The 25975-nt window shown below is 61.7% G+C and carries 19 protein-coding genes, 1 pseudogene and 1 riboswitch; of the genes and pseudogenes, 12 read left to right on the forward strand and 8 right to left on the reverse strand.

Annotated features, from left to right (window positions below; translation table 11 throughout):
- Positions 1-230 precede the first annotated feature (230 nt).
- The 6 genes from AC244_RS21710 to AC244_RS21735 all read right to left on the reverse strand — a co-directional run bounded on the left by AC244_RS21710 (position 231) and on the right by AC244_RS21735 (position 6201).
- The gene (locus AC244_RS21710) at positions 231-704 is read right to left on the reverse strand and encodes a 6,7-dimethyl-8-ribityllumazine synthase (protein WP_053250909.1); all 474 of its coding nucleotides are present in this window, start codon (positions 702-704) and stop codon (positions 231-233) included.
- Between the two features lie 91 nt (positions 705-795).
- Positions 796-945, reverse strand: a riboswitch (FMN riboswitch).
- A 136-nt stretch (positions 946-1081) separates the two neighbouring features.
- Positions 1082-2143 carry an ABC transporter ATP-binding protein gene (locus AC244_RS21715; protein ID WP_053250910.1) on the reverse strand — a complete coding sequence of 354 codons (1062 nt, stop codon included), beginning with the start codon at positions 2141-2143 and terminating at the stop codon, positions 1082-1084.
- 12 nt (positions 2144-2155) lie between these two features.
- The gene (locus tag AC244_RS21720; protein WP_053250911.1) at positions 2156-2938 is read right to left on the reverse strand and encodes an ABC transporter permease; all 783 of its coding nucleotides are present in this window, start codon (positions 2936-2938) and stop codon (positions 2156-2158) included.
- Positions 2935-3816, reverse strand: coding sequence for an ABC transporter permease (locus AC244_RS21725; RefSeq protein WP_053250912.1), 882 nt, complete (start codon positions 3814-3816; stop codon positions 2935-2937). The genes AC244_RS21720 and AC244_RS21725 overlap by 4 nt, the downstream gene beginning before the upstream one ends.
- 213 nt (positions 3817-4029) lie before the next feature.
- On the reverse strand, positions 4030-5136 hold the full coding sequence (locus AC244_RS21730) for an ABC transporter substrate-binding protein (protein WP_053250913.1): 1107 nt from the start codon (positions 5134-5136) through the stop codon (positions 4030-4032).
- Between the two features lie 186 nt (positions 5137-5322).
- Positions 5323-6201, reverse strand: coding sequence for a MurR/RpiR family transcriptional regulator (locus AC244_RS21735; protein ID WP_053250914.1), 879 nt, complete (start codon positions 6199-6201; stop codon positions 5323-5325).
- Between the two features lie 175 nt (positions 6202-6376).
- Between AC244_RS21735 and AC244_RS21740 the strand changes: the two genes are divergently transcribed.
- The 7 genes from AC244_RS21740 (at position 6377) to AC244_RS21770 (ending at position 15648) form a co-directional block, all read left to right on the forward strand.
- The gene (locus tag AC244_RS21740) at positions 6377-7150 is read left to right on the forward strand and encodes an N-formylglutamate amidohydrolase (protein WP_053251005.1); all 774 of its coding nucleotides are present in this window, start codon (positions 6377-6379) and stop codon (positions 7148-7150) included.
- A 112-nt stretch (positions 7151-7262) separates the two neighbouring features.
- Positions 7263-8810 carry an amino acid permease gene (locus tag AC244_RS21745; protein WP_053250915.1) on the forward strand — a complete coding sequence of 516 codons (1548 nt, stop codon included), beginning with the start codon at positions 7263-7265 and terminating at the stop codon, positions 8808-8810.
- A gap of 94 nt (positions 8811-8904) precedes the next feature.
- A complete protein-coding gene (locus tag AC244_RS21750; RefSeq protein WP_053250916.1) occupies positions 8905-10269 on the forward strand; it encodes a glutamine synthetase family protein in 1365 nt (454 codons plus the stop codon).
- Positions 10270-10356: 87 nt separating this feature from the next.
- Positions 10357-11742 carry an aldehyde dehydrogenase family protein gene (locus AC244_RS21755; RefSeq protein ID WP_053250917.1) on the forward strand — a complete coding sequence of 462 codons (1386 nt, stop codon included), beginning with the start codon at positions 10357-10359 and terminating at the stop codon, positions 11740-11742.
- On the forward strand, positions 11739-12884 hold the full coding sequence (locus tag AC244_RS21760) for an iron-containing alcohol dehydrogenase (protein WP_053250918.1): 1146 nt from the start codon (positions 11739-11741) through the stop codon (positions 12882-12884). Before AC244_RS21755 ends, AC244_RS21760 begins: the two co-directional genes overlap by 4 nt.
- Positions 12885-13119: 235 nt before the next feature.
- Positions 13120-13839, forward strand: a complete 720-nt coding sequence (locus AC244_RS21765; protein WP_053250919.1) for a ParA family protein — start codon at positions 13120-13122, stop codon at positions 13837-13839.
- A gap of 288 nt (positions 13840-14127) precedes the next feature.
- Positions 14128-15648 carry a globin-coupled sensor protein gene (locus tag AC244_RS21770; RefSeq protein ID WP_053250920.1) on the forward strand — a complete coding sequence of 507 codons (1521 nt, stop codon included), beginning with the start codon at positions 14128-14130 and terminating at the stop codon, positions 15646-15648.
- Positions 15649-16745: 1097 nt separating this feature from the next.
- Here AC244_RS21770 and AC244_RS21775 read toward each other — a convergent pair.
- Together AC244_RS21775 and AC244_RS21780 are read right to left on the reverse strand one after the other, a co-directional pair.
- Positions 16746-18035 (reverse strand): NAD(P)/FAD-dependent oxidoreductase, encoded by a 1290-nt coding sequence (locus AC244_RS21775; RefSeq protein ID WP_053250921.1) that lies wholly within the window; start codon positions 18033-18035, stop codon positions 16746-16748.
- A gap of 737 nt (positions 18036-18772) precedes the next feature.
- Positions 18773-20199: pseudogene (locus AC244_RS21780) on the reverse strand (L,D-transpeptidase family protein).
- Positions 20200-20365: 166 nt separating this feature from the next.
- Here AC244_RS21780 and AC244_RS21785 point away from each other — a divergent pair.
- The 5 genes from AC244_RS21785 (at position 20366) to AC244_RS35560 (ending at position 25854) form a co-directional block, all read left to right on the forward strand.
- On the forward strand, positions 20366-21208 hold the full coding sequence (locus tag AC244_RS21785; protein ID WP_053250922.1) for a DUF4432 family protein: 843 nt from the start codon (positions 20366-20368) through the stop codon (positions 21206-21208).
- Between the two features lie 78 nt (positions 21209-21286).
- On the forward strand, positions 21287-21625 hold the full coding sequence (locus tag AC244_RS21790; protein WP_053250923.1) for a TIGR01244 family sulfur transferase: 339 nt from the start codon (positions 21287-21289) through the stop codon (positions 21623-21625).
- Positions 21626-21803: 178 nt separating this feature from the next.
- Complete coding sequence (locus AC244_RS21795) at positions 21804-22157, forward strand: cupin domain-containing protein (protein WP_053250924.1); 354 nt, start codon at positions 21804-21806, stop codon at positions 22155-22157.
- A gap of 209 nt (positions 22158-22366) precedes the next feature.
- Positions 22367-24241 (forward strand): hypothetical protein, encoded by a 1875-nt coding sequence (locus AC244_RS35555; RefSeq protein ID WP_152976051.1) that lies wholly within the window; start codon positions 22367-22369, stop codon positions 24239-24241.
- A complete protein-coding gene (locus AC244_RS35560; protein ID WP_152976052.1) occupies positions 24208-25854 on the forward strand; it encodes a DEAD/DEAH box helicase in 1647 nt (548 codons plus the stop codon). Before AC244_RS35555 ends, AC244_RS35560 begins: the two co-directional genes overlap by 34 nt.
- The last annotated feature ends 121 nt before the right edge of the window (positions 25855-25975 follow it).

Consider the following 25975-nt stretch of genomic DNA (forward strand, 5'->3'; position numbering starts at 1 on the left):
ATCGGGCTTCGCTTGCGCAAGCGGCCCTGGCGACTGTTCGGGTTCGATGGAACGGCGGGCGAGGACCCAAGCTCTCCCACGGGCTTGCTGTCCCAAAGGTGCTTCGGTCTTTCGCCCGCTACCGCATTGTCCATTACACCTGCGAATGCGGTGATAGGGAAGTTACAAAGGTGGCCGGCAGGCCGGATGAGAGGCAACCGGATACGGCGCGGCTCGCGACCGCCAGCAGATCAGGCGTTGATCAGCGCGAGCTTGGCGCGGGCGTCGAGGATCTGGGCGCAGGCATTGGCAGCCTCTTCGCCCTTGGTGACGAAGTGCTCGCGGAAGAAGGCGATCAGCGGCGCGCTTTCCTGGAAATTGTGCGGGGTCAGCACGGCCGAAAGCACCGGCACGTCGGTGTCGAGCTGGACGCGCATCATGCCGTCGAGCACCGTGCCGGCAACGAAGTCATGGCGGTAGATGCCGCCGTCGACGACGAAGGCGGTGCCGAGGATCGCGGCGTAGCGGCCGGTCTTCGCCAGCTTCTGCGCATGCAGCGGGATTTCCAGCGCGCCCGGCACATCGAAGATCTCGACGTCGGCCGCCGTGCCGCCAAGCTTCGTCCACTGGGCGACGAAGGCATCGACGCAGCGGTCGACGATGTCGGCGTGCCAGCGGGCACGGACGATCGCAACCTTGGCGGTGGGGTGGGAAAGAATAGTCATGGTCTCAAGCCTTCCAGGGTTTGGCGTTTCCAATTTTCCCGTCGGGCGAACATGCATGCGCGCGAAACCCCGGCGCGGGGCCCACGTTCCTGCTTGCTCTCTTCCATCCGGACTGTGACCGTCGGCTCCGGAATCTGACCGGATCTGCTGACCTTCAAAGAAAAACCTCGAAGCGCTCGCGGGCTTCGATCTTTCGATCGCTACCGCCGGTGGGGAGTTTCACCCCGCCCTGAGAACAGGAGCGACTATATAGATCGGCCACGCGTGGTCAAACGCGTGTCGCGACGAAAATATCGGCAATCACGACAGATTTTTCCAAGGTCTGCCGCCGCCGGGCGAAAAGATTCCGGCAGCGGGAGATCCTTTCAGGCCCTTGGCTATTCTCGAATGACCAACAAGTCCTTGGCGGCAAACCGCAGCGTGACGTTGTCGCCGGAGGCCGGCGGCGTCAGACCGGGATCGTTGAACATGTCGAAGGAAATGACGTCGCCGCCAATGCGCAGCTTGGTGCGGATGACCGAGCCGAGGAAGCTGGTCGATACCACCTGACCGGCAAGCGTCGTGTCGCCCTTGGCGCTGTCGGCAATCGAGCCTGCCTCCGGGCGCAGCGCCAGCGAAATGTTGTCGCCACCCTTCATGCCGGCGATCGAATCCCTCAGGGAGACCTGCTGGTTGCCGATGGTGACGGCGCCTGCGGCCGGATCGGCAACCTTGCCCTCGATGATGTTGAGCGTGCCGACGAAGGAGGCGACGAAGCGGGTCGCAGGCGTGTTGTAGACCTCGAACGGCGTGCCGATCTGGTCGGCGCGGCCGGCATTCATGACGACGATGCGATCGGAGATCGACAGCGCCTCTTCCTGGTCATGGGTGACGAACACGGTGGTGATGCCGAGCTGCTGCTGGATCTGGCGGATTTCTTCGCGCAGCGACACGCGGATCTTGGCGTCGAGTGCCGACAGCGGCTCGTCGAGCAGCAGCACCTGCGGCTTGACGGCGAGTGCGCGGGCGAGCGCGACGCGCTGCTGCTGGCCGCCGGAAAGCTGGTAGGGGAAGCGGTCGGCCAGGTGCTCGAGCTTGATCAGGCTCAGCATCTGCTTGACGCGTGTGTCGATCTCCGTCTTCTGCGCGCCGGCGACCTTGAGGCCGAAGGCGACGTTGTCCTGCACGTTCATGTTGGGAAACAGCGCATAGGCCTGGAACACCATGCCGATATTGCGCTGGTTCGGCTTCAGCGTTCCCTGGTCCTTGCCATTGATGACGATGGATCCGCCGGAGGGCGTCTCGAAGCCGGCGATCATGCGCAGGACGGTCGTCTTGCCGCAGCCTGACGGGCCGAGGAAGGACACGAACTCGCCCTTTTCGATCGCCATGTCGAAGCCATGCACGACCTGCACGGGGCCGAAGGATTTCTGGATGTTGGTCAGTGTCAGGAAACTCATGCGGAATGATCCTCAGGCCTTGGGAGGCGCGCTTTTTTGGAAGCGCGAGACGAGTTGGATGAGGCCGAGGCAGCCCCAGGTGATGCCGAAGGCGATCACGGCGAGCGCGGCGGGCTCATAGGCGCGGTTGGCGCCGAGAAGCTGCATATACGGACCGAAGGCTGGCCTGTTCAAAAGCGCTGCCATGGTGAACTCGCCAATAACGATGGCGAAGGTCAGGAAGGCGCCCGAGAGCACCGCGACAAGAACATTCGGCAGGATGATCCGTCCGAGAATGGTGACCCATCCCGCCCCGAGGCTTTGTGCGGCTTCGGTCAGTGTGGCGATGTCGATTGTCCTCAGCCCCGTGTCCACCGCCCGGTACATATAGGGGAGTGCAAGCGTGGCATAGCCGAACATCAGCAGCATGTTGGTGCCGGTGAGCGAGCCGGTCAGCGGCAGCCAGCTCGAGGTGTTGTAGAGCCGGATATAGCCGAAGACGATGACGATCGCCGGGATGACGAGCGGCAGCAGCGTGATGAACTCGACATAGGGACGCAGCCGCGGCAGCTTGAGCCGAACCCAGTAGGTCGTCGGCACGACGAGCAGCACGCCGAAGACGATGGTGAACAGCGCCTGCATGATGGAATAGGTGAAGGTCTCCTGGAAGCGCGGGTCGCCAAAGACCTTCGCGTAGGCGTCGAAGGAATACTCGCCGCGGCGCATCTTCAGCGAGAAGTTGGTCATGCCGATGAGCGGCAGGGTGAAATAGAGGAGCCCGAAAAGGAGGGCGCCCCAGGCCCAGATCTTCTTCATTTCAGCCACCTCTCGCTGCGGGCGCGAAGCCAGATGTAGATCGCGTTGGCGATGCCCGTCACGACGATCATGCCGAAGGCGAGCGCGTAGCCGAGGTTCGGGTTGCCGAGAACATCGCCGCGGATCTGGGCGAAGAGCAGGATAGGCACGATCGAGAGCGACGAACCGGTCAATGCGATGGCGGTCGCGACCGCGCCGAAGGCGTTGGCGAAGAGAAGCGCCAAGGTGCCAAGCAGCGAGGGCAGCAGGATCGGGAAGGCGACCATGCGCCAATATTGCAGGCCGCTGGCGCCGAGGATCTCGGCCGCCTCGCGCCACTCGCGCTTCAGCCCGTCGAGCGCCGGCGTGATGATGAGGATCATCAGGGGAATCTGGAAGAAGAGGTAGGTGACGGTCAGCCCCCAGAAGGACAGGAGGTTGAAGCCGAGCATCCGCAGATCGACACCAAGTTGCGAGCGCAGGAAGATGGTGACAATGCCGACCGGCCCCAGCGTCGCGAGGAAGGCGAAGGCGAGCGGCACGCCGGCAAAGTTGGAGGCAACGCCGGAAAAGGTCAGAAGCGGCCCGCGGATCCCTTTCGGCAGCCCGCCGAAGACGATGGCCGAAGCCATGGCAAAGCCGATCAGGCAGCCGAGGAGCGCCGAGGCGATGCTGATCTTGATGGAGATCCAATAGGCCGCAAGGATCGAAGGCGTGAACAGGCCCCGGATATTGTCGAAGGTGAAGCTGCCGTCCGGTGTCTGAAACGCGCCGACCACGATCTTCATCGTCGGCAGAATGAGAAACAGCGTCACGAACGCGGCAAAGGGCAAAATACCCAGCCAGTGAAGCGGTAGGCGACGCGCAGGCGGACTGGCGTCGGGTTTAGCAGATGACATTCCGTTCGCCCCGAAAAGCCGCGTTGCGGACGCGGTCGTTCATTGAATTTTCTACAGCGCCGCGCGTCTTATCAGACGCGCAAAGGTCGCTGTAGCACTTTGAATTCCTGCATGTTTTTGTCCTTAATTCGGCTGGGATCTAAGGAAACATTCAGCAGTAACGTATCCGTCCCGGCCGGAAAACCGGCCGGGACGGCATGGTTGCGGAAAGGCTTACTGGACGTTCGCGCCGACGACGGAGTCCCAGCCGCCGGTGACGGCAGCCTTGTTGGCGTCGACTTCTTCGAGCGTCGGGAAGTAGGCCTTTTCGTAAGCCGCTGCCGGCGGCAGGGCGTCGATCAGCGCCTGCGGAACCTTGCCGGCCTTGACCATGGCGTTGAAGCGGGCCGGGTGGCAGAAGCCCTTGAGCCAGCCGAGCTGACCTTCGTCGGAGTAGAGGTGCTCCATCCAAAGCTTCGCTGCGTTCGGGTGCGGCGCATAGGCCGAGATGCCCTGAACGTAGACGCCGGCGAGAACGCCGCTTGCAGGAACGACGACTTCGGTCGGCGGGTTGCCGGCCAGCGTCTTGGCCCAGCCGAGTGCGTTGTAGTCCCAGGCGACGATGATCGGGGTCGAGCCCTGGGCCAGCGTGCCTGATTTGCCGATGACCGGAACGAAGTTGCCGGCCTTGTTCAGTTCGGCGAAGTAGCCGAGACCAGCTTCACCGGCTTCCTTGCCCGACTTTGCACCCTTGGCGAGACCGGCAGCGAGAACGCCGAGGATCGCCTGGTTCGAGGCGCGCGGGTCGCCGGCAAGCGCGACCTGGCCGGCATATTCCGGCTTCAGCAGATCGGTCCAGTCCTTCGGTGTATTCTTGACGAGGTCCTTGTTCACGAGGAAGGACATCACGCCGTAATAGTCGCCGTACCAGTAGCCTTCCGCGTCCTTGACGCTATCGGGAATTTCGTCCCAGGTGGATACCTTGTACGGCTGGAGCAGGCCTTCGGCCTTCATCTGCGGACCGAAGGCGAGGCCGACGTCGACAACGTCAGGCGCCTGCGGGCCCTTGTTGTCCTTGTTGGCCTTGACTGCCTCGACTTCGTCGGCAGAGCCGGCGTCGGGGTTCAGTTCGTTGACCTGGATTTCCGGGTACTTGGCCTTGAAGGCGGCGATGACGTCACCGTAGCCGCACCAGTCGTGGGGCAGAGCGACGGTGGTGAGCATGCCTTCCTTCTTGGCGGCTTCGATGAGCTCTGCGCTCGGCTCGGCAGCGGCAATCGCCGTCGTTGCCAGAAGAATGGCGGTGGAAAGCGAGAGCAGGCGTTGAATCTTTGAAATCACTGGCGTTCTCCTTATGGGTTTCAGTCAATTTCGGCGATGCTGTTAATGAGATGCGATGAAGCTTGTGTGACAGCGATCTGTCTGTTCGCGCCGCGCATGTCGTTGGAAGAACAATTCTTTTTCCGACACGGCGACTTCACTGAAACACACGTGCATAAAATTCCGTGAACGTGCCGGCTATTCCTCCTAAACCGGTTTGCGAAAGATGCGGGTCGAATCGAACAGCCCCTCGAGCGTCTTCATCCGGTCGCGGGTCGCGTCCCAGTTGGTGCTCTGAACGGCTTCGATCAGCGCTTCGACCAGAAACAGGATCACCACCGAACTGTCCCAGGCCGAGGGAACCTCGATCTGCGAGCGGAAGACCTTGGAGGCGGACTTTGCCACCGGCGAGCTCCAGCGATCGGTGAAGAGCACGATCTCGACTCCGCGCTCGCGTGCGGATTTCGCCAGCGTCTCCATTTCCTGTTCGTAGCGGCGGATGTCGAAGAGAATCAGCACGTCGCCGGCGCGCATGTCGAGCACGTAATGCGGCCAGGCGCTGGCATTCGACGCGATCTCGGTGACACCAGATCGGATTACCTGCAGATGCGTGAAGAGATAGTCGGCAACGGCACGGGTGATGCGGCCGCCAAGCAGATAGACGTTGCGCTTGCGGTCGGCGACGAGGGCGACTGCCTCGTCGAATTCGCGCGGCTCGATCTGCGCCAGCGTCTCGCGCATGTTGTTCATGGCGGCATCGGCAAAGCGATTGAGCGTGTGGGTGCCGGGCGCGCTCGCGGCCCAGCGGTCATGCTTGCTGATCGGGTTGGAAATCGTGGCTTCCAGCTCCTGGTGCAGCCGCGATTGGAAATCGGGAAAGCCTTTGAAACCAAGCTTTTGCACCATGCGCGCGACGGTCGGCGTCGATACGCCGGCATTCTCGGCGACCGTGGTGATCGAACCGAGTCCCGATACCGGATAATTGTCGAGAAGTGTCTCGGCCAACTGTCTTTCCGCACGGGTCAGTGCGGCGAAGTGGGCATTGATCACATCCGACACCGTCGTGGATGTCGCCTTGCTGGTCAAATTCGTTCCCCTGAACCGGTCTAACGCCAGTTTGTGACAGATTAAACATCGCTGTCACAATTGGAGTCAATCGCAATTTTGAAGAGATCGTTTCAGATTTCGATTGACACTCGCTTATCTCTGAACAAATCTTTTCATTAACGAACGTCTAACGGGGCAAGAGGGGATGCCGGTGTTGACGCGACTTTTGACCGATACAGATGGTGATCCGGTTGCGATCGAGAATGCGGCCGGGAGAGGCGATCTCGTTCTCGTTTGCGAACATGCGTCACGCCGGGTGCCGGAGCGTCTCGGTTCGCTCGGCCTTTCCCAGCAGGCGCTCGAAAGCCACATTGCCTGGGATCCGGGCGCGCTTGCGGTTGCCGAGTTCTTGTCACGCAAACTCGACGCGGCCCTGATCTATCAGCGCTTTTCGCGTCTTGCCTATGATTGCAACCGGCCGCCGGAAGCCGATGGCGCAATGCCGGCTGTCAGCGAAGTCTACGAGGTTCCGGGCAATCGCGACATGACGGAGGAGGAGCGCCGGGCACGGGTCGACGAGATCTACCTGCCGTTTCGCGACGCCGTCAGCCGGTTCGTCACCGAGCGCAAGGCCAAAGGCCGACCGCCGGTGGTCGTCACCATGCATTCGTTCACGCCCGTTTATTTCGGCAAGCCGCGGGCGGTCGAAATCGGCATCCTGCACGATGCCGACAGCCGGCTTGCCGACCGCATGCTGACCTTCGCAACCAAGGGCAAGGTCGCCTACGACATCCGCCGCAACGAGCCCTACGGGCCGGCCGATGGCGTCACGCACAGCCTGATCGAATACGGCGTCCACAACGGACTGCCGAATGTGATGATCGAGATCCGCAACGATCTCATTCGAAACGAGATCGGCCAGAGGGTCATGGCCGATTATCTGGAAGGGCTGCTCGCCCAAGGCGTGGCAGCACTTTCAAAACAATAAAAGACCCTGGGGAGCGGCCTGGCCGCGGTCCTGTTCCGGCTTGCCGGGACAGGTGGTGATGGGACCCTGCCGCAATGGGGCGGTCGGGTCTGAGTAAATCAGGGGAAGAAAAATGTCAGACTACAGTGATCTCGACAAAAAGCAGGACATGCAGGTCCTGCATTCGATGGGCTACGCCCAGGAGCTCGAGCGGCGAATGAGCCAGTTCTCGAACTTCGCGGTGTCGTTCTCCATCATCTGCATTCTCTCGGGCGGCATCAACTCGCTGGCGCAGGCCACCGCCGGCGCGGGCGGGGCGGCAATCGGCATCGGCTGGCCGCTCGGCTGCTTCATTTCGCTCGTCTTTGCCGTTGCCATGGCACAGATCAGCTCGGCCTATCCGACGGCCGGCGGCCTCTATCACTGGGGCTCGATCCTCGGCAACCGCTTCACCGGTTGGCTGACCGCCTGGTTCAACCTGCTCGGCCTTGTCACCGTTCTCGGCGCCATCAACGTCGGCACCTACTACTTCTTCATGGGCTCGTTCGGCACGCCGTATTTCGGCCTTGCAGATACGACGCTGACCCGCATCGTCTTCCTGGCGATCATCACGGGTGCGCAGGCGCTGGTGAACCATATGGGCATCGGTCTGACGGCCAAGCTCACCGACTTCTCGGGCTACCTGATCTTCGCGACGTCGATCCTGCTGGCCCTCGTATGCCTGGTGGCTGCCGACAGCTACGACATCGGCCGGCTCTTCACCTTCTCGAACTACTCGGGCGAAACCGGCGGCAACGTCTGGCCGGCGACCTCGGGCACCTGGGTCTTCCTGCTTGGCCTGCTGCTACCGATCTACACGATCACCGGTTATGACGCATCCGCGCACACCTCTGAAGAAACCGTCAAGGCGGCGGAATCCGTGCCGCGCGGCATGGTCTCTTCGGTACTGTGGTCGGCGCTGTTCGGTTACATCATGCTGTGCTCCTTCGTGCTGATGCTCCCGAACATGGACGAAGCCGCCAAGCAGGGCTGGAACGTGTTCTTCTGGGGGATGGACGCGCAGGTCCATCCGGTGATCAAGGACGTGCTCTATCTCGCCATCCTCGTCAGCCAGTGGCTTTGCGGCCTTGCAACCGTGACCTCGGCGTCGCGCATGATCTTCGCCTTCTCGCGTGACGGCGGCCTGCCGGCCTCCAAGGCGCTTGCCAAGGTGAGCCCGACCTACCGCACGCCGGTCGCGGCGATCTGGACCGGTTCGATCCTCTCCGTGCTCTTCGTCTGGGGTTCGTCGCTGGTTTCGATCGGCGCGACGCCCGTCTACACCATCGTCGTATCGTGCACCGTCATCTTCCTGTTCTTCTCCTTCGCGATCCCGATCACGCTCGGCCTGTTCGCCTGGGGGTCGTCGAAGTGGGACAAGATGGGTCCGTGGAACCTGGGCGAAGGCATGTTCAAGCTCTTCGCGGTACTCTCGATCATCTCGATGGTGCTGATCTTCGTTCTCGGTATCCAGCCGCCGAACGACTGGGCGCTCTACATCACCGTCGGCTTCCTGGTGCTGACCGCAATCATCTGGTTCGGTTTCGAAACGCGCCGCTTCCGCGGCCCGCCGATCGGCGAGGAAGTGGCACGCCGCCAGGCGGAAATCGCCGCTGCCGAAAAGGCGGTCGGCCAAGTCTAACCAATAATAAAATGGGCGGGAGCGCATGGGCTGCTCCCGCTTTCTTTTTGCGGCCACGGGAACGGCCGCTTGCCGAAACATGGGATGAAATTTGATGAGCTATTCGTTCGAGCAATTGAAAGAGGATGTCGCCGCAGGCCGCATCGATACGGTTCTCGCCTGCCAGGTCGACATGCAGGGCCGGCTGATGGGCAAGCGCTTTCACGCGCAGTATTTCGTCGACAGCGCCTGGCAGGAAACGCATAGCTGCAACTACCTGCTGGCGACCGACATGGAGATGGAGACCGTCTCCGGCTACAAGGCGACGAGCTGGGAGAAGGGCTACGGCGACTACACGATGAAGCCGGACCTTTCGACGCTGCGGCGCATCCCGTGGCTCGAAGGCACCGCACTGGTGCTGTGCGACATGCTCGACCATCACACCCACGCCGAAGTGCCGCATTCGCCGCGCGCCATATTGAAGAAGCAGATCGCGCGGCTGGAGGCGATGGGCCTCAAGGCCTTCATGGCAAGCGAGCTTGAATTCTTCCTCTTCGATCAGACCTATGACGATGCGCGCCGGTCCGGCTATCGCAATCTGCAGCTCGTCAGCGGTTACAACGAGGACTACCACATCTTCCAGACCACCAAGGAAGAGGATGTGATGCGGGCGATCCGCAACGGCCTGCAGGGCGCCGACATCCCGGTCGAGAATTCCAAGGGCGAAGCCTCCGCCGGCCAGGAAGAGATCAACGTGCGCTATGCCGACGCCCTGACGATGGCCGACCGGCACGCGATCATCAAAAACGGCTGCAAGGAAATCGCCTGGTCGCGCGGCAAGGCGATCACCTTCCTTGCCAAGTGGAACTATTCGGCGGCCGGCTCGTCCTCGCATGTCCACCAGTCGCTATGGAGTGCCGACGGCAAGACGCCCAAATTCTTCGACCAGGACGGCAAATACGGCATGTCGGAGCAGATGCGCCAATATGTGGCCGGCTTGCTCAGCCACGCCAGCGAGATCACCTATTTCCTTGCGCCCTACATCAATTCCTACAAGCGCTTCATGGCCGGCACGTTCGCGCCGACCAAGGCGGTGTGGAGCAAGGACAACCGCACGGCCGGCTATCGCCTGTGCGGAGAAGACACCAAGGCGATCCGCATCGAGTGCCGCGTCGGCGGCTCCGACCTAAACCCCTATCTCGCTTTCGCGGCTTTGCTCGCAGCCGGCATTTCCGGTATCGAAGGCAAGATGGAACTGGAGGCGCCCTTCGTGGGCGACGCCTATGGCGGCAAGAACGTGCGCGAAATCCCGCACACCCTGCGTGCGGCGACCGAGGCGCTGACGGGCTCCGAGATGCTGCGCGCCGCCTTTGGTGACGACGTCATCGATCACTATGTCCGCGCGGCCGAGTGGGAACAGGAAGAATACGACCGTCGCGTCACCGACTGGGAGGTTGCGCGCGGCTTCGAGCGGGCCTGACATAGGGCCGAAAATTCACACTTCGGTGGCCGGTCCGTAACCAGGGCCGGCCACGCCGTCATTCGAAATGGAAGCAGGAAGACGATCATGAGCATGATCAAGTGCATTTCTCCGGTGAACGGAGAGGTTTATGCCGAACGCCCGGCGATGCCGCTGGAGCTGGCGAAACAGGCTGTCGCCCACGCCCGCCAGGCACAGAAAAGCTGGGCCCGCCGTCCGCTGGACGAGCGCGTCAATCTGGTGTTGGCCGGTGTCGCCCGCCTCAACGAGATGGTCGACGAGGTCGTGCCGGAACTGGCCTGGCAGATGGGCCGGCCGGTGCGCTACGGCGGCGAGTTCAAGGGGTTCAACGAGCGCTCGAACTATGTCGCCTCGATTGCCGCCGACGCGCTGCAGCCGATCCTCGTCGAGGACAGCGACCGCTTCGGCCGTCGTATCGAGCGCGAGCCGCACGGCGTGGTCTTCGTCATTGCGCCTTGGAACTACCCCTATATGACCGCGATCAACACGGTCGCGCCGGCGCTGATGGCCGGTAACACCGTCATCATCAAGCATGCCAGCCAGACCATCCTCGTCGGCGAGCGCATGGTGCGCGCCTTCGTCGAGGCCGGCGTTCCGGCCGACGTGTTCCAGAACGTCTTCTTCGACCACGAGACGACGGCAGCCTTGATCGCGGCCAAGAGCTTCGACTTCATCAATTTCACCGGTTCGGTCGAAGGCGGCCGGTCGATCGAGCGCGCGGCTGCCGGAACCTTTACCGGTCTCGGCCTCGAACTTGGCGGCAAGGATCCGGGCTATGTCATGGAAGACGCCGATCTCGATGCGGCCGTCGATACGCTGATGGATGGCGCTACCTTCAATTCGGGCCAGTGCTGCTGCGGCATCGAGCGCATCTATGTGCATGAATCGCTCTATGACGCCTTCGTCGAGAAGTCGGTCGCCTGGGTGTCGAACTACAAGCTCGGCAATCCGCTCGATCCGGAAACGACGCTGGGGCCGATGGCGCACAAGCGCTTTGCGGCGACCGTGCGGGAGCAGATCGCCGATGCGATCTCGAAGGGCGCCAAGGCGCTGGTCGATCCAAAACTGTTCCCGCAGGACGATGGCGGTGCCTATCTCGCCCCGCAGGTGCTGGTCGATGTCGATCACTCCATGGCCTTCATGCGCGAGGAAACCTTTGGCCCGGCCGTCGGCATCATGAAGGTGAAGAGCGACAGCCAGGCGATCGAGCTGATGAACGATTGCCAATACGGGCTGACCGTGTCGCTGTGGACCCAGGATGCGGACCGCGCCTCGCGCATCGGCCGCGATCTTGAAACCGGCACCGTGTTCATGAACCGCGCCGACTATCTCGATCCGGCATTGTGCTGGACCGGCGTCAAGGAAACCGGCCGCGGCGGCTCGCTTTCGGTCATCGGCTTCCAGAACCTTACCCGCCCGAAATCCTACCATCTGAAGAAAGTCACAGCATGACGATCACCGCGAACTGGAGCTATCCGACCGCCATCAAGTTCGGCGCCGGCCGGATCAAGGAGCTTGCTGACCATTGCAAGGCCGTCGGCATGAAGAAGCCGCTCTTGATCACCGACCGTGGCCTGGCGCCGATGGCGATCACGCAGAACGCGCTCGATATCCTCGAGGCCAACGGGCTTGGCCGGGCGATCTTCGCCGATGTCGATCCGAACCCGAACGACGTCAATCTCGATGCCGGTGTCAAGGCGTTCAAAGACGGCGGCCATGACGGCGTCGTCGCCTTCGGCGGTGGCTCCGGTCTCGACCTCGGCAAGTGCGTGGCCTTCATGGCCGGCCAGAGCCGCCCGGTCTGGGACTTCGAGGATGTCGGCGACTGGTGGACGCGTGCGAGCGTCGAAGGCATCGCGCCGATCGTCGCCGTGCCGACGACAGCAGGCACCGGCTCGGAAGTCGGCCGCGCCAGCGTCATCACCAACTCGGCCAGCCACGTCAAGAAAGTGATCTTTCACCCGAAGTTCCTGCCGGCCGTGACCATCTGCGATCCGGAACTGACGGTCGGCATGCCGAAGGTCATCACCGCCGGCACCGGCATGGACGCCTTCGCCCATTGCCTGGAAGCCTACTCCTCGCCGTTCTATCATCCGATGTCGGCCGGTATCGCGCTCGAAGGCATGCGCCTGGTCAAGGAATACCTGCCGCGCGCCTACAAGGACGGCACCGATATCGAGGCCCGCGCCAACATGATGAGTGCCGCCGCCATGGGTGCCGTCGCCTTCCAGAAGGGGCTCGGCGCCATCCATTCGCTCTCCCATCCGGTCGGCGCGATCTACAACACCCACCATGGCATGACCAATGCCGTGGTGATGCCGCCGGTGTTGCGCTTCAACCGCTCCGCGATCGAGGACAAGATCGTCCGCGCGGCCGCCTATCTCGGCATTTCGGGCGGCTTCGACGGCTTCTACGATTATGTGCTGAAGCTGCGCGAGGAACTCGGCGTTCCCGACAAACTCTCCGCACTTGGCGTCGGCACCGACCGCATCGACGAGATGTCGGAAATGGCGATCGTCGACCCGACGGCCGGCGGCAACCCGGTCGAGCTGACGCTCGATGCGGCCAAGAAGCTGTTTAGGGAATGCATCTGAGCCCAGGCGTATCGCCCAACAACCTCTGAGCGTTAATTTTCTTTGAGCCCGGAAACCCTTGGTTTTCCGGGCTTTTTCGTGGTCCTGCCCGCGGATCGAGCAGGGCGGTGTTAATCTTCGCCAGCGAAAATTTCCGATTCGTTAACCATGTTCTGAAAGGTTCTATTAAGCGGCATTGCCCCGCCGAAGCATCGGTTGGGTGAGCCACGGAACACAGGACAGAATGAGGAATACGATGGCGGTCATCACATTCGCCAATGCAAAGGGCGGCGCAGGCAAGACGACGGCGGCGCTGATCCTGTCGACGGAACTGGCGAGACAGGGACACCGCGTCGTGGTCCTCGATGCCGATCCGCAGCGTTGGATCACCAGCTGGGCGGAAAACTCCGGCCAGATCGCCAAACTCTCCGTCATCTCGCATATCACGCCGGCATCGCTGGAATGTCATATCCGGGAAATGAAGGACGAGGCCGATTACATCATCATCGATCTCGCCGGTGCCAAGGACCAGATCGTCGCCTTGGCGCTCGCACTTTCCGATCAGGTGCTGATCCCGGTGCAGGGCTGTGCCATGGATGCGCGCGGTGCCGTGCAGATCCTCGAGCTCATCCGCCAGATCGAAGACAGGTCCCGCGTGCGCATCAACCATTCCGTCGTTCTGACGCGCGTCAATTCGCTGGTGACGACGCGCGCGCTGCAGACCATCAAGGCCCTGCTTGCCTCGCGCGGCGTTTCCGTTCTCGACACGCCGATCGTCGAGCGCGTTGCCTATCGCGAGATTTTCGACTGCGGCGGAACGCTGCAGTCGATGGATGCGACCCGCGTCAGCAACCTCGACAAGGCCCGCGAAAATGCAGCAGCACTTGCCACGGAAGTGCAGGCCCTGACACCGGTGAAGGCGCGGCGCTCCTGGGCCTCGCGGGCGCCATCCTGGGCGGTGCGGCGCGCAGCCTGATCAAAGGCTAGGCTCGACTTCACCTGATTGAACACCCCTCGCAACCGGAATTGATGTTCGTCAATTCCGGTTGTGTCGCGTTTCAACCTCCCGAAAAGGCTGTCGCCCGTAAGGCTTCCTTTACCATGGGCTTATACCTGTGCTGATGGAAAGTGATTGCACCTCATGGCGGTTTGCCGAGGTGCAGGTAGCCGCCATGATTGCGGCAATGATTGTGGATCTGACCTTTCTCGCTTGGTCTCCCGTCCAGTTTCCATGATCCAGCAAGAGCATGCAGGGAAGTCGCGCATGAAAACGGAACACGTCGCTGCCGGCAAGGAAGACATTGCCGGTCGTCTCAATTTCATGGCGCTTGATGATGCAGCCAAGACGAGCCTGAAGGCGCTGAAGCCGATCCTGGAGAAGGAACTGGCGCCGGCGCTCGACACGTTTTATGCCAGGGTCAAGAAGACGCCGGAGACGAACCGCTTCTTCTCGTCGGATGCGCATATCAACCGCGCCAAGGGCGCGCAGGTCGGCCATTGGGCCAACATCGCCGACGCCAACTTCAACGACGAATATGGCGCGAAGGTCCGCACCATCGGCCAGGTGCACGCCCGCATCGGTCTTGAGCCGCGCTGGTATATCGGTGGCTACGCGCTGATCGCCGAGCACCTCATCACTGAAATCGTTAGGGCGCATTGGCCGAAGGCCGGCCTGTTCTCGCGCCAGACGACGTCGGCGGAAGAGATGAGCGCGATGCTTTCGAGCCTCGTCAAGGGCATGTTCCTCGACATGGACCTGTCGATCTCGGTCTATATGGACGCTTCCGACGTGACGAAGCAGCGCGCAGTTCAGGAAGAGGTGCTGGCGACCGAGCGCAAGCTCGTCAGCCAGACTTTCGGTGTCGCCTTGAAGAAGATCTCCGACGGCGACCTGACGGCGCGCATCGCCGCCGATCTGCCGACTGCCTATGAAGAACTCGGTGAAAACTTCAACCACGCGATCAGCGAGCTTGCCCGCGCGATCGGCGGCATCGAGGCCGGTGCCAGCCAGATCCATATGAGCGCCAAGGAGATTGCGGCCGCGGCCGACGACCTCGCCAAGCGCACCGAGCGCCAGGCGGCAAACCTCGAAGAGACGGCAGCGGCCGTCGAGCAGGTAACGCGCACGGTCAAGCAGACCGCCGAAGGCGCCGACCAGGCGAACTCGACGGTGATTGCCGCCCGCGCCAACGCCGAGCAGAGCGGCGAGATCGTCACCCACGCGATCGAGGTGATGCAGGAAATCCAGACGTCGTCGGCAAGCATTGCCCGCATCGTCGACGTCATCGACGAGATCGCCTTCCAGACCAACCTTTTGGCGCTCAATGCCGGCATCGAGGCGGCGCGTGCCGGCGAGGTGGGCAGGGGCTTTGCCGTTGTCGCCTCGGAAGTGCGGGCACTTGCCCAGCGCTGCGCCGACGCGGCCAAGGACATCCAGGGGTTGATCGCCAAGTCGCGCGGCCAGGTGGATGACGGCGTCAACTCGGTCAACCAGGTCGCCCAGTCGCTGCAGCAGATCGTCTCGCAGGTGGTCGAAGTCAGCTCGGTCTTCGGTTCTATCCGCGCCAGCACGGCCGAGCAGGCAACCGGCCTGCAGGCGGTCAACACGGCAATCGGCCAGATGGACCAGATCACCCAGCAGAACGCCGCCATGGTCGAAGAGGCCAATGCGGCGAGCCAGGCGCTGACGGTGGAATCGGAGCAGATCGCGCTGAAGCTGAAGGCGTTCCAGACCTCCGCTCAGGTTCACGTCGGCACCGCATCCGGCTACCGCCGCGCCGCCTGAGCCAGCATATCGCAGTATGACCAACAGCGCCCCGGATCATCACGGTCCGGGGCGCTGTTTGTTGTAGCCACAGTTTGATGGGAAAGCGTGGATTGCCGACGAAATTCGTGGTGCGTTCCGACCTCAGCACTCGTCATCCTCGGGCTTGGCCTCTCCGCCCGTCATCCTCGGGCTTGGCCCGAGGATGACGGAGAGAATGGGTTGCCACTTGCACATGAACGCGCGCCGCCATTTTGAGCCCGTCTCTCAGACGGCGTGCAAGATCATTGATCTCTGCAATGCAGGCCGCGCCCCAGATGGCCGAAAGCGCTCAGAAGCGGCGGTCGACCGGATGCTTCGCCCGCGCGCCGGCATGGTAGAAGGCGGATTTGACGCTGCGCCAAGTGTCGGGGGTGACAGGCGTTTCTGCCGCCGGGATCGCCGAGGACACAGTCTTATAGAGAGTTTGGATTGCTGGCGAAATTCGGGTTGCGTTGCGACCTCTCCACCCGTCATCCTCGGGCATGACCCGAGGATCCGGCTCTTCGACAAGACATGCCTATTTCGCGTGGGCCACCTTGGATCCTCGGGTCAAGCCCGAGGATGACCGAGAGAATGGGTTGCCACCTGCGCCTTAACGCGCGCCGGCATTTGAGCCTGCCTCTCAGACGGCGTTCAAGATCATTGATCTCTGCAATGCAGGCCGCGCCCAACATGGCCGGAAACGCTCAGAAGCGGAGGTCGACCAGATGCTTCGCCCGCGCGCCGGCATGGCAGAAGGCGGATTTGACGCTGCGCCAGGTGTCAGGGGTGACAGGCGTTTCTGCCAGCGGGATCGCCGAGGACACAGCCTTATAGAGAGTTTGGATTGCCGGCGAAATTCGGGTTGCGTTGCGACCTCTTCACCCGTCATCCTCGGGCTTGACCCGAGGATCCAGCTCTTCAACAACACATGCCTATTTCGCGTGGGCCACCTTGGATCCTCGGGTCAAGCCCGAGGATGACCGAGAGAATAGGTTGCCACCAGGGCCTCAACGCGCGCCGGCATTGAGCCTGCCTCTCAAACGGCGTTCAAGGATCTCTACACCGCAAGCCGCGCCTCACGTGGCCGGAAACGCTTAGAAGCGGCGGTCGACCAGATGCTTCGCCTGCGCGCCGGCATGGTAGAAGGCGGATTTGACGTTGCGCCAGGTGTCGGGGGTGACAGGCGTTTCGGCAAGCGGGATTGCCGAGGCCTGACCGGTGACGTGGTTGGCGAGCGCCTTGCCGAAGACGGTGCCGGGGGCGATGCCGCGGCCGTTGTAGCCGCTGACCGAGACGACGTTCGGCGCCAGCGTATGCATGGCCGGCAGGTTGTTGGTGGTCATGCCGATGCGGCCATCCCACCAGTATTCGAAGCGGAAATCGCCGATATAGGGGAAGAGTTTGCGCACCGAGCGGGCGGCGAAGGCGCGGTGCGTGCCCTCGGCCATCGCATCGAGCCGGCCGATCGAGCCGAAGATCAGGCGGTTCTGCTGGTCCATGCGGAAGGAGGTCATGACAAGGCCGGTATCCCACGTGCCCTGGCGTTCCGGCAGGATGCGGCCCGCGACCTTTTCCGGTAGCGGGTTGGTGGCGAACTGGAAGTAGGGCAGGATCGTCAGTTCCTGCGTGTGTTCCTGCCATGGGGTTTGCGCGAACATACCGCCATAGGCATTTGTCGCGAGGATCACCTGCTTTGCTCTGACTGTGTTCTGCCCGGCCTTGAGCACCCAGGTCTCGCCCTTGCGCTCGGCGCCGACGAGCGGCGTGTCGGTGTAGATCTCGGCACCGGCGGCAAGGGCGGCACGAGCAAGGCCGCGCGCATAGGCAAGCGGCTGGATCGTGCCGGCGCGGCGATCGAGAAGCGCGCCGGAGAAACCTTCGGCGCCCGAAAGCGCGCCCGCCCGCTCGGCCGAGAGAACCTCAACCGGTGCGCCGCGTTTCTTCCACTGGGCTTCGCGGTCGCGGATATCCTTCACCCCCTCGGCGCCGACGGCCATGTGCAGGGTGCCGTTGCGAACCGCTTCGCAGGAAATGCCGTGTTTCTCGACGAGGGCATAGACCATTGCCGGGCCGTCGCCGAGTTCGCCGAGCAGGCGGTTGCCGGCCTCTAGCCCGAGCGTTGCAATCAGGTCGTCCGGCTTCACCCACATGCCGGCATTGACGAGACCGACATTGCGGCCGGAGCCGCCGAACCCGATCATCTTCGCCTCGATCACCGTCGCCTTCACGCCTTTTTCGGCGAGGTGAAGTGCGGCCGAAAGGCCGGTGAAGCCGCCGCCGATGATGGCGACATCGGTCGTAATGTCGCGTGCGAGCGGACGCGTATCCGGCGCTGCCGGTGCCGTCGCATGCCAGAGGTTGGGCAGGGTGCGCTCGGTCGCCATCGCGGACATTCCTTCGGTAAGGGCCTGAAATTTAGAGGTGGCTAAGTGATAGGACCATCGCCTCGAAATTTCTCATGACAATGTTTCATGAGGTCATGAGGGCGATGCGCGCCTTGGCTGGCGCAAGCGTGACGCTCGGGGGCGGCCGCAAAAAGAAGTGACCGCAGCCGGTTCGTGGGCGGCCGCGGTCTGGGTCGTGTCGGTGGAGTAGTCGGATTTAAATGTCTTTGCCGGGACGGTGGTCCGCCGTACCGGCCCTATGGGTTCCGATGAAAATAGCCTGATCAATCACGTCGTTGATCAGACAGGATCATTTTCAGTTGGGGGCGTGCCGGTGTCACTCCCCCAATTGGGGGATGGGACACGCAAAAAGCTGCGATTTCAATGAATTCGACCAAAATTCGCAGCGCTTTGCCGGAGGAGGGCGGCGGCTATGCGGACCTTCGGGCTTCTGATGGCGCCATGCCTAATGCAGGCAGGACGCCAGGTAAGCTCGGAGACGGCCCAAAGTACCTCATTCCTGTGCTTGTCACAGGAATCCAGCCATCCCAAGTCCTTGGGATGAAAAGCCTTTTGACCTGACGGACGTCAGGTTGCTGGATTCCGGCACAAGGCCGGGATGAGGGAGAGGGGGTATGCCTCTTGCTCAAGAGGCATTGTCGGGCTTGTCGGCAACTGGAAGGCCCGCGCATACGCTCGGGCTCTGATCGGCTTCGACATCTGTCAGATACAACGCCTCAGTCGGCGAACTCGACCGTGACGCCGACGCTCACCATTTTGGCGAGTTCCGTGGCGTCCCAGTTGGTCAGGCGAACGCAGCCGTGGCTCTGGGTCTTGCCGATCTTCGAAGGCTCCGGCGTGCCGTGAATGCCGTAGGTCGGCTTCGAGAGCGCGATCCAGACCGTGCCGACCGGGCCGTTCGGGCCCGGCTGCAGCGTCAGGATCTTGTCGTTGTTGCCCTGCTTGAAGTTGATCTTCGGGTTGTAGGTGTAACCGGGATTGAGCGCGATGCGCTCGACATTGACGGTGCCCGACGGCGATGGCGTGTCGGACGAGCCGATCGTTGCTGGGTAGGCGGCGACCAGCTTGCCGGCGGCATCATAGGCCAGAACCTGCTTGCGGGCCTTGTCTGCGATGATCCGCGCGACCTTTTCCTTCCGGTTTTCGCCGGGGTTGATGACCTTGATGATCGTGCCTGGAATGGTGAAGTCGACGCCCGGATTGAGCTCGCGCAGATAGGTCTCGTCCATGTGGAACTTCTCGCCGAGCATTTCCGTCGTCGAGGTGAAGGACATGTGCGGCAGCATCGCCTTGTGGGCGTAATCCTCAGGGATCGAAGCGACATAGGGGCCGGCCGCATCTGCAGCCGTGATCGTGTAGCTGGTGATCGGCAAGCCGCCGTTCATGCGCAGCCGCTCGAGAATGTCTTCGGTGTTGTTCGGATCGAGCGTTTCGCCGGTTGCCTGCTGCCAGGCCTCGATTGCCTTGGTGACGTTCGAGCCCATCTTGCCGTCGATGACGCCAGGCGAGAAGCCCTCGCGGTCGAGGAACACCTGCAACGCGGTGATTTCGGCACGCGACTTGGACTTGACCGACATGGCCGGCGGCATGGTCTGTCTCAGCGGCTGCTCGTATTGCGGGTCGATTGCCGCCTGTTCCTCGCCGTCGATCAGGCCGGGTAGGCTGTTGGGCAGTTCGTTGCGCTCGACCGACGGCGGCACCACGTCGCGATAGTCCGGGTCTCGGTAATCGGGAACGGAGCCGGTGACATCGCCCGGCTCGGAATAGCCGTAGCCGCGATCGCGGCTGCGGCGGGTGGGATAGACGCGACCTCGCCCCGGCCGCGCGACCCGCCCTAGCCGTCGGACGGCACGACGGGTGCGGCCACATTGCCCCCGTTGTCGACCAGCACCGCGCGGCCGCGGTTATCACGCATGGTGCGCACTTCGTCCGAGCCAGGCATATAGTCGAGAATTTCGCCTTCCGGCGTCACCAGCATGACGTCGCCATTGCCACGGCGATTGCGGCCGTAACCTTCCTGAGCAAAGGCGGATGCAAGATCCACGGCGAGGAAGCCGGCTGCGGCGAGAAGCGAGAGGCCGGTGCGGGTCGCTGACGTCACGATAAAACCTGTTCTCATGGTGGTTGATGTGGCGCGGTACATTCGGATTTCGACGTTAATGTGAAAAAAATGAATTCATCATGAATAAGCGGTTAAATTCTATCTAGGCGCCCTCTTAGCAGCTTTCAATCGATGAAAAACAGCCCCTGTCGGCTATCATGTCTTTGTGATCGCTGTGATTCCCGTGGGTTGGGCTGGAGGCCCGTGCATGCGAACGAGATTTGATGCACCAGATGACGCACAGGAAAACCATATCCTGTTCGACCGTTCGTCGGCGCTCGACATCGCTGCCTTCGTCGTCGATGGCGTCGATCTTTCGCCGGGTACCGCGATCCCCTCCGATGGTGATTCGCGCATCGACCGGGCGCTGGCGGGCTTTCTCTTCACCTGCGGACCCGAGCACATTCGCCATCCCGAGCCGATTGCCGGCGGCGAGGGCGCACGCTATCCCTTGCACGGTTCGCTTGCCGGCACGCCGGTCAAGCACACGCACATGTCCGCCGACAGCACGCTCTGCATCGCCACCGTCGAGATCAACCTTGCCGACGGCGGCCATGCGCTCTTGGAGCGGCGCTGGCATGTCGATGCGGACCGATACGAGGTGATGCTGGAGGACCGGCTGACCAACACCGGCGCCGGCGCCTTCCCGCCGATGATGATGTATCACCTGAATATTGCCGGCCGGCTCGTCGGCGACGATACCCGCATAATCAGCCGCTCCTTTGCCGAGGGAGCGCGCGGCTGGCGCTTCGGCGAGGGCGAGAGCGCGCATTTCTGCATTCCGGCTGACGTCGGTGCGGAGGGCTGGTCCGAGGTGGCGCTTTCGCCGCTTGTCGGCGCCGGCGGCAAGCAGCTGACGGTGCGCTTTCGCGCCGATACCCTGCCTTATCTGCAGATGTGGCGCTGTCAGCGCGGCATGGCCGACGTCATCAGCATCGAGCCGGCGTCGCATCGTCTCGCCAAGCGGCCGGAACTTGCCGGGGCCGGTGAACTGCATCTGCTCGAGCCCGGGCAGACGCGGACCTATGCGCTTGCCTTCGGCGTCTCCTGACCCAAGCGTTTGGAATTGACGCCGGCGGGCGTCGCGCCTACATCAGAGGCCAAGGTTTTTTGCAGGGATTAAGCGACCATGGACATCCGCCCGATCAACGATGAATACTCGGTTTCCGGCCAGATCACGGTCGAAGACCTCGACCAGATCAAGGCGCTTGGCTTCAAGTCCATCGTCTGCCACCGCCCCGATTTCGAGACGCCGGACCAGCCGACCTTCGATTCCATTGCAGTGCGCGCGCAGGAACTGGGCATCGAGACCATGCATATTCCCGTCGGTCCGATGGGCGTGACGGCGGACGCGGTTCAAAAGATGGTCGACGCCCTCGACGAATTCCAGCGGCCGATGCTCGGCTATTGCCGCTCCGGTGCCCGCTCGACGGCGGTCTTCCAGCAGACGCAGCATATTCGCGGCTGAGCCGGCTCACCGCAGCATAGGGGCGCACTGCGCCCTATGACGCCTTGCGCTTCCGGGAACGCATACCACCCTCGGGATGCATACCACCCTCGGGATGCGTAGCACCCTAGGGGATGCGTAGCACCCCGGGCTGCCGGCTCGACAGCGGTTCGAACGATCGAGCGGCGGAGGATGCGGCATGGCGGGAATACATCTGATCGAGCGCGAGCAGTGGGCCGAAAAGCCCGATGTCTGGCAGGGCGAATTCCAGGGCGGCGCCTATGGCGCCGACGTCTCGGTGGTGTTCTATACCACCGACAAGATCGGTGGCGGACCGAAGCTGCATCGCCATCCCTATCCCGAGACCTTCATCATCCGCACTGGGCGCGTGCTGTTTACCGTCGGCGACCGCAAGATCGAGGCCGAGGCCGGACAGATCGTCGTGGCGCCGGCCAACGTGCCGCACAAGTTCGAAAACCTCGGACCCGGGCGTCTGGAAACCACCGACCTGCATGTGGCCGGCGCGTTTTCGACGGAGTGGCTGGAGGAGTAGCGTCAGTCACGCCTCCGTCTGTCTCAAATGATCGGCCGTTCGACGTCGACGCTATCGCCGCCAGCGTGACATCTCGTCCCTTAAAGCCTGTTTGAGTGAACATACTAGGTATGTGTCGAATGCCACCGAGGTCTTTCGTAGGTAATGTTTGATTCTGTACAGCTTCTGGTGGCAAATGGACTCTACTAATAATTTTGAGAATATTTGGCATGACGAAAAGACCGCTGATCCAAAAAGGTGTGGCAGAACTTGAAAAGTTATTCGATCAACGGCGCAATGATCCGCAGTTCTTGGACAATCTGATTGAGGAGCTTTCCGAGCGAAAAACTCAGCGCGCGCAAGAACTACGGCGACGGGTGATACAGGCCAGAGGAACAACTGCTCAACGAGCTACATTACGCGTTGATATCCGGGAACCTGCTCGGGAAAGCCTGCCTATTGTTGCTATCGCACCAGCAGAGCGGCCAGCCCCCCCGATTCCAGGACCAGCCGCACCCACGACAAGGACGGATCGTCCCACTCTTGAACGCCCTTCTGTCCGCAACGATCCCGGAAGCATCCTGTCGGCATGGACGGCGATGGAGGTCCTTTCTCCTCCGTCTTTCCGCAAACCCGAGGATTTGGCGAGCGGCGATCGATACCGTATCGCCCGTCTCGACAAGGATGCGCTGCCTTGGGAGAATGGTGGCGAGAAGAGCCTCCCTAATCAGAAGCTTTATTATCAGGTCATTCTCGGCAGCATCGACATGGAAGCCGCCGTTTCGGTGCTGTTGGCGGTTTACACCGACAGCCGGGCCGAGCGCCCTCAAGCGCGCGGAGAGGCGGTGCTTGCCACGATCATGGTGGACCGGGATGGCCGTCCGGTAGAGAGCGAAGCCGTTTCCATTTCCAGTTTCGGGTGGGGAATACCCGTGGCGCTGGGCGGCAAGCTCCGCGATCTCGGGCAATGGTCGCAGGCGGAAAAGGCGCTCGTGAAGGGACTATCGGCAAAGACGGCCATTGCCGACAGAGATGGAAATCCGCTTCCTCTCACCCGCAAGACAATTCAAAACGCTTATGAATGGCTCGTCCAGACCATAGGTCTATCAGCGCAGTTCGCCAAGCCACCGGCGTTTGCAGTTCGGTCATATCAGTATTTCAGGCTGCAAGACCCACCTGAAGCAATTCTGCTCAATTCGTTCTTCCTTGACGACCTGGCGGCGGCACGCGTGCTTGTCACTTCCGGCAAGGCGACGCCAAACCTCAAGCGGTATCTGGGCGTCCTCAAGCCTCGCCACCGCCGTAACCTCATGAAGGACAACGAGGCGCTTTCAGAGGCGCTCGAACCTCAGAAATTTCCATTGGGATCATGGCCGGGCGAGGGAAGGCATCCGCTCGCACTCCTTCAGCAATGTGCGGTCAACCTTGGCCTTCACGACCTGAAAACGGATGGAATTCTGGCGGTGAATGGTCCACCCGGCACGGGGAAAACAACGCTTCTTCGCGATATCATCGCCGCCCTTGTCACTAAGCGGGCGGAAATTCTTTGCAGCTATGACGAGCCTGAAAGTGCGTTCATCCACTCTGGCCAGAAGCTGAAGAAGGGGAAATCCTTCGTTCACCTCTATCGCTTGGACAACAAAATCAGGGGGTATGAAATGATCGTTGCCTCCTCGAACAACAAAGCCGTCGAGAATGTCAGCGCCGAACTACCCGCCATGCAGGCGATAGCGGCAGACGCCGGCGGCCTTCGATATTTCAAGACCGTGTCAGACGCGCTGTTACAGCGTGAGACCTGGGGTGCTGTCGCAGCAGTGCTCGGCAATGGCAAGAACAGGAGCGATTTCCGGCAAACCTTTTGGTGGGACGACGATGTCGGGCTCCAGAGGTATTTGCAGCAGGCTAGCGGCAATCCTCAGCTGATCGCCGAAAAGACCGAGACAGGAACGAAACAAAGACCGCCACATATTATCTCAAGGAAAACGCGCCGGAGGATCATGACGAGGCGCTACGGCGCTGGAAAAAAGCCCGCCAGCATTTCCGCAAGGTGGCGGCATCCTCGAAAGCCGCGTTGGCCGATTTGCAGAAGGCCCACGATCTTTTGAGATCCGTGCGGCAGAAGCAAGAGACGGTTGATGGTCTCACGATCGAAATCCAGGCGATGGGCCCGGTTTTGGCGCAACTGTTGGAGTGCGCCCGGAACGCGGTATCCGCTTTTGAGAGTCAAAAGCAGACCGTAGAAGCGCTGGAACGGAACCAGGTCGCTTCCTTGAAAGCCCGTCCAGGCTTCCTCAGCCGGCTGTTCGGCACGCGGGCTTATCGCTCATGGCGTGAAACATACGATATCCTCTCGAAAAATCTTGCTGTTGAGAAGACGACGCTCTCGCGCTTGTCGAGAGACGCCGAGACGAAAAGGTTGGAACATGCGCGGGCGACCGGCGAGCTGCAAAAAATGCGAGCCTCGATCACCGGACTGACCGAGGCGCTCAAGCGCGAGCGGAGTGCTTGCGAAGACCTTGCCCGCCAATATCCCGGCACGTTCATTTCAGAAGAGTTTTTTGACCAGCGGCATCAGGCGAAGCAGAAAAGCGCGCCTTGGCTGGACACGGCGACAGCGCGTTTGCGCAACGATGTTTTTGAAGCAGCGATGGCCTTGCACAAAGCATTTGTTGACGCCGCCGCAAAGCCGATCCGACATAACCTCAATGCTCTAATGGATGGCTTCGGCACACGCTCGCTGGGAAATTCGGAAAAGGATGCGCTGATCCCGGATTTGTGGTCAACCTTGTTCCTGTTGGTGCCGGTGGTTTCCACCACATTTGCTTCGGTCTCCCGCATGTTTGGTAAAATCGGACCGGGCGCGTTCGGCTGGCTGCTCGTCGACGAAGCAGGCCAGGCTTTACCGCAGGCGGCCGTGGGTGCGTTGATGCGAACTCAACGGGCGATGGTAGTGGGTGATCCGATCCAGATCGAGCCAGTCGTTGTTCTACCTGACCAATTGACCGAAGCGATGTGCGAGCAGTTCGGCATCGATCCGCTGATCTACAATGCGCCCGGAGCTTCGGCGCAAACATTAGCTGACAGCGCCACAGAGTATTACGGGACATTCGAGACGAAGTACGGAACCCGCGAAGTCGGCGTACCTCTTCTTGTACATCGACGCTGCACCGAGCCGATGTTCAGCATTTCCAATTCCATCGCCTATGAAAACCTTATGGTACAGGCAAAATTGGCAAAGCCCTCTGCCATCCGGGATGTGCTTGGCCCGTCTCGATGGATCGATGTCGAAGGGCGCGGGCAGGAAAAATGGTGCCCGCAGGAAGGGGACGCGCTGCTCGCCCAGCTACGCAATCTACGGGCCAAAGGATGCGTTCCCGACTTCTACGTTGTGACGCCGTTCGTGGTGGTGCAGGATCGCATGCGGGAAGCGTTGCGGACGAGCGGCTTGCTCGACGGATGGGTCGAGAACCCATATCAGTGGGCCAGGGATCGCGTCGGGACGGTCCACACTGTTCAGGGCCGTGAGGCGGAAGCTGTCTTTTTCATTTTGGGTGCCCCAGACATACAGCAGCGAGGCGCGCGCGGCTGGGCCGGTGGGCGCCCCAATTTGCTGAACGTCGCGGCAACAAGGGCAAAGGAAGCTCTTTACGTGGTGGGCAACCGGAGTCTCTGGAAAACCGCAGGTGTTTTCCAGTCACTTGATGACTTCCTCGCCTGACCGTGCCTCGTTGCAGATTTTGTAACCTAGATCGATAGCGTTCTCAAACTGACTTAGCGAGGCGATCTATCTCTTTTTTCATGCACTTCATGAGGGGAAGCGGCTTCGCGCTTCCCCTGGA

The organism is Ensifer adhaerens (assembly GCF_001270265.1).
GTDB classification, from domain to species: Bacteria; Pseudomonadota; Alphaproteobacteria; order Rhizobiales; family Rhizobiaceae; genus Ensifer; species Ensifer adhaerens_B.

What these genes read in the sequence shown, in the direction of transcription:
- AC244_RS21755 (WP_053250917.1), top strand. Translation starts at nt 10,357, where the DNA reads ATGAGCATGATCAAGTGCATTTCTCCGGTGAACGGAGAGGTTTATGCC.
- AC244_RS21785 (WP_053250922.1), top strand. Translation starts at nt 20,366, where the DNA reads ATGCGAACGAGATTTGATGCACCAGATGACGCACAGGAAAACCATATC.
- AC244_RS21765 (WP_053250919.1), top strand. Translation starts at nt 13,120, where the DNA reads ATGGCGGTCATCACATTCGCCAATGCAAAGGGCGGCGCAGGCAAGACG.
- AC244_RS21725 (WP_053250912.1), bottom strand. Translation starts at nt 3,816, where the DNA reads ATGTCATCTGCTAAACCCGACGCCAGTCCGCCTGCGCGTCGCCTACCG.
- AC244_RS21790 (WP_053250923.1), top strand. Translation starts at nt 21,287, where the DNA reads ATGGACATCCGCCCGATCAACGATGAATACTCGGTTTCCGGCCAGATC.
- AC244_RS21745 (WP_053250915.1), top strand. Translation starts at nt 7,263, where the DNA reads ATGTCAGACTACAGTGATCTCGACAAAAAGCAGGACATGCAGGTCCTG.
- AC244_RS21750 (WP_053250916.1), top strand. Translation starts at nt 8,905, where the DNA reads ATGAGCTATTCGTTCGAGCAATTGAAAGAGGATGTCGCCGCAGGCCGC.
- AC244_RS21775 (WP_053250921.1), bottom strand. Translation starts at nt 18,035, where the DNA reads ATGGCGACCGAGCGCACCCTGCCCAACCTCTGGCATGCGACGGCACCG.
- AC244_RS21710 (WP_053250909.1), bottom strand. Translation starts at nt 704, where the DNA reads ATGACTATTCTTTCCCACCCCACCGCCAAGGTTGCGATCGTCCGTGCC.
- AC244_RS21760 (WP_053250918.1), top strand. Translation starts at nt 11,739, where the DNA reads ATGACGATCACCGCGAACTGGAGCTATCCGACCGCCATCAAGTTCGGC.
- AC244_RS21770 (WP_053250920.1), top strand. Translation starts at nt 14,128, where the DNA reads ATGAAAACGGAACACGTCGCTGCCGGCAAGGAAGACATTGCCGGTCGT.
- AC244_RS21795 (WP_053250924.1), top strand. Translation starts at nt 21,804, where the DNA reads ATGGCGGGAATACATCTGATCGAGCGCGAGCAGTGGGCCGAAAAGCCC.
- AC244_RS21720 (WP_053250911.1), bottom strand. Translation starts at nt 2,938, where the DNA reads ATGAAGAAGATCTGGGCCTGGGGCGCCCTCCTTTTCGGGCTCCTCTAT.
- AC244_RS21715 (WP_053250910.1), bottom strand. Translation starts at nt 2,143, where the DNA reads ATGAGTTTCCTGACACTGACCAACATCCAGAAATCCTTCGGCCCCGTG.
- AC244_RS35555 (WP_152976051.1), top strand. Translation starts at nt 22,367, where the DNA reads ATGACGAAAAGACCGCTGATCCAAAAAGGTGTGGCAGAACTTGAAAAG.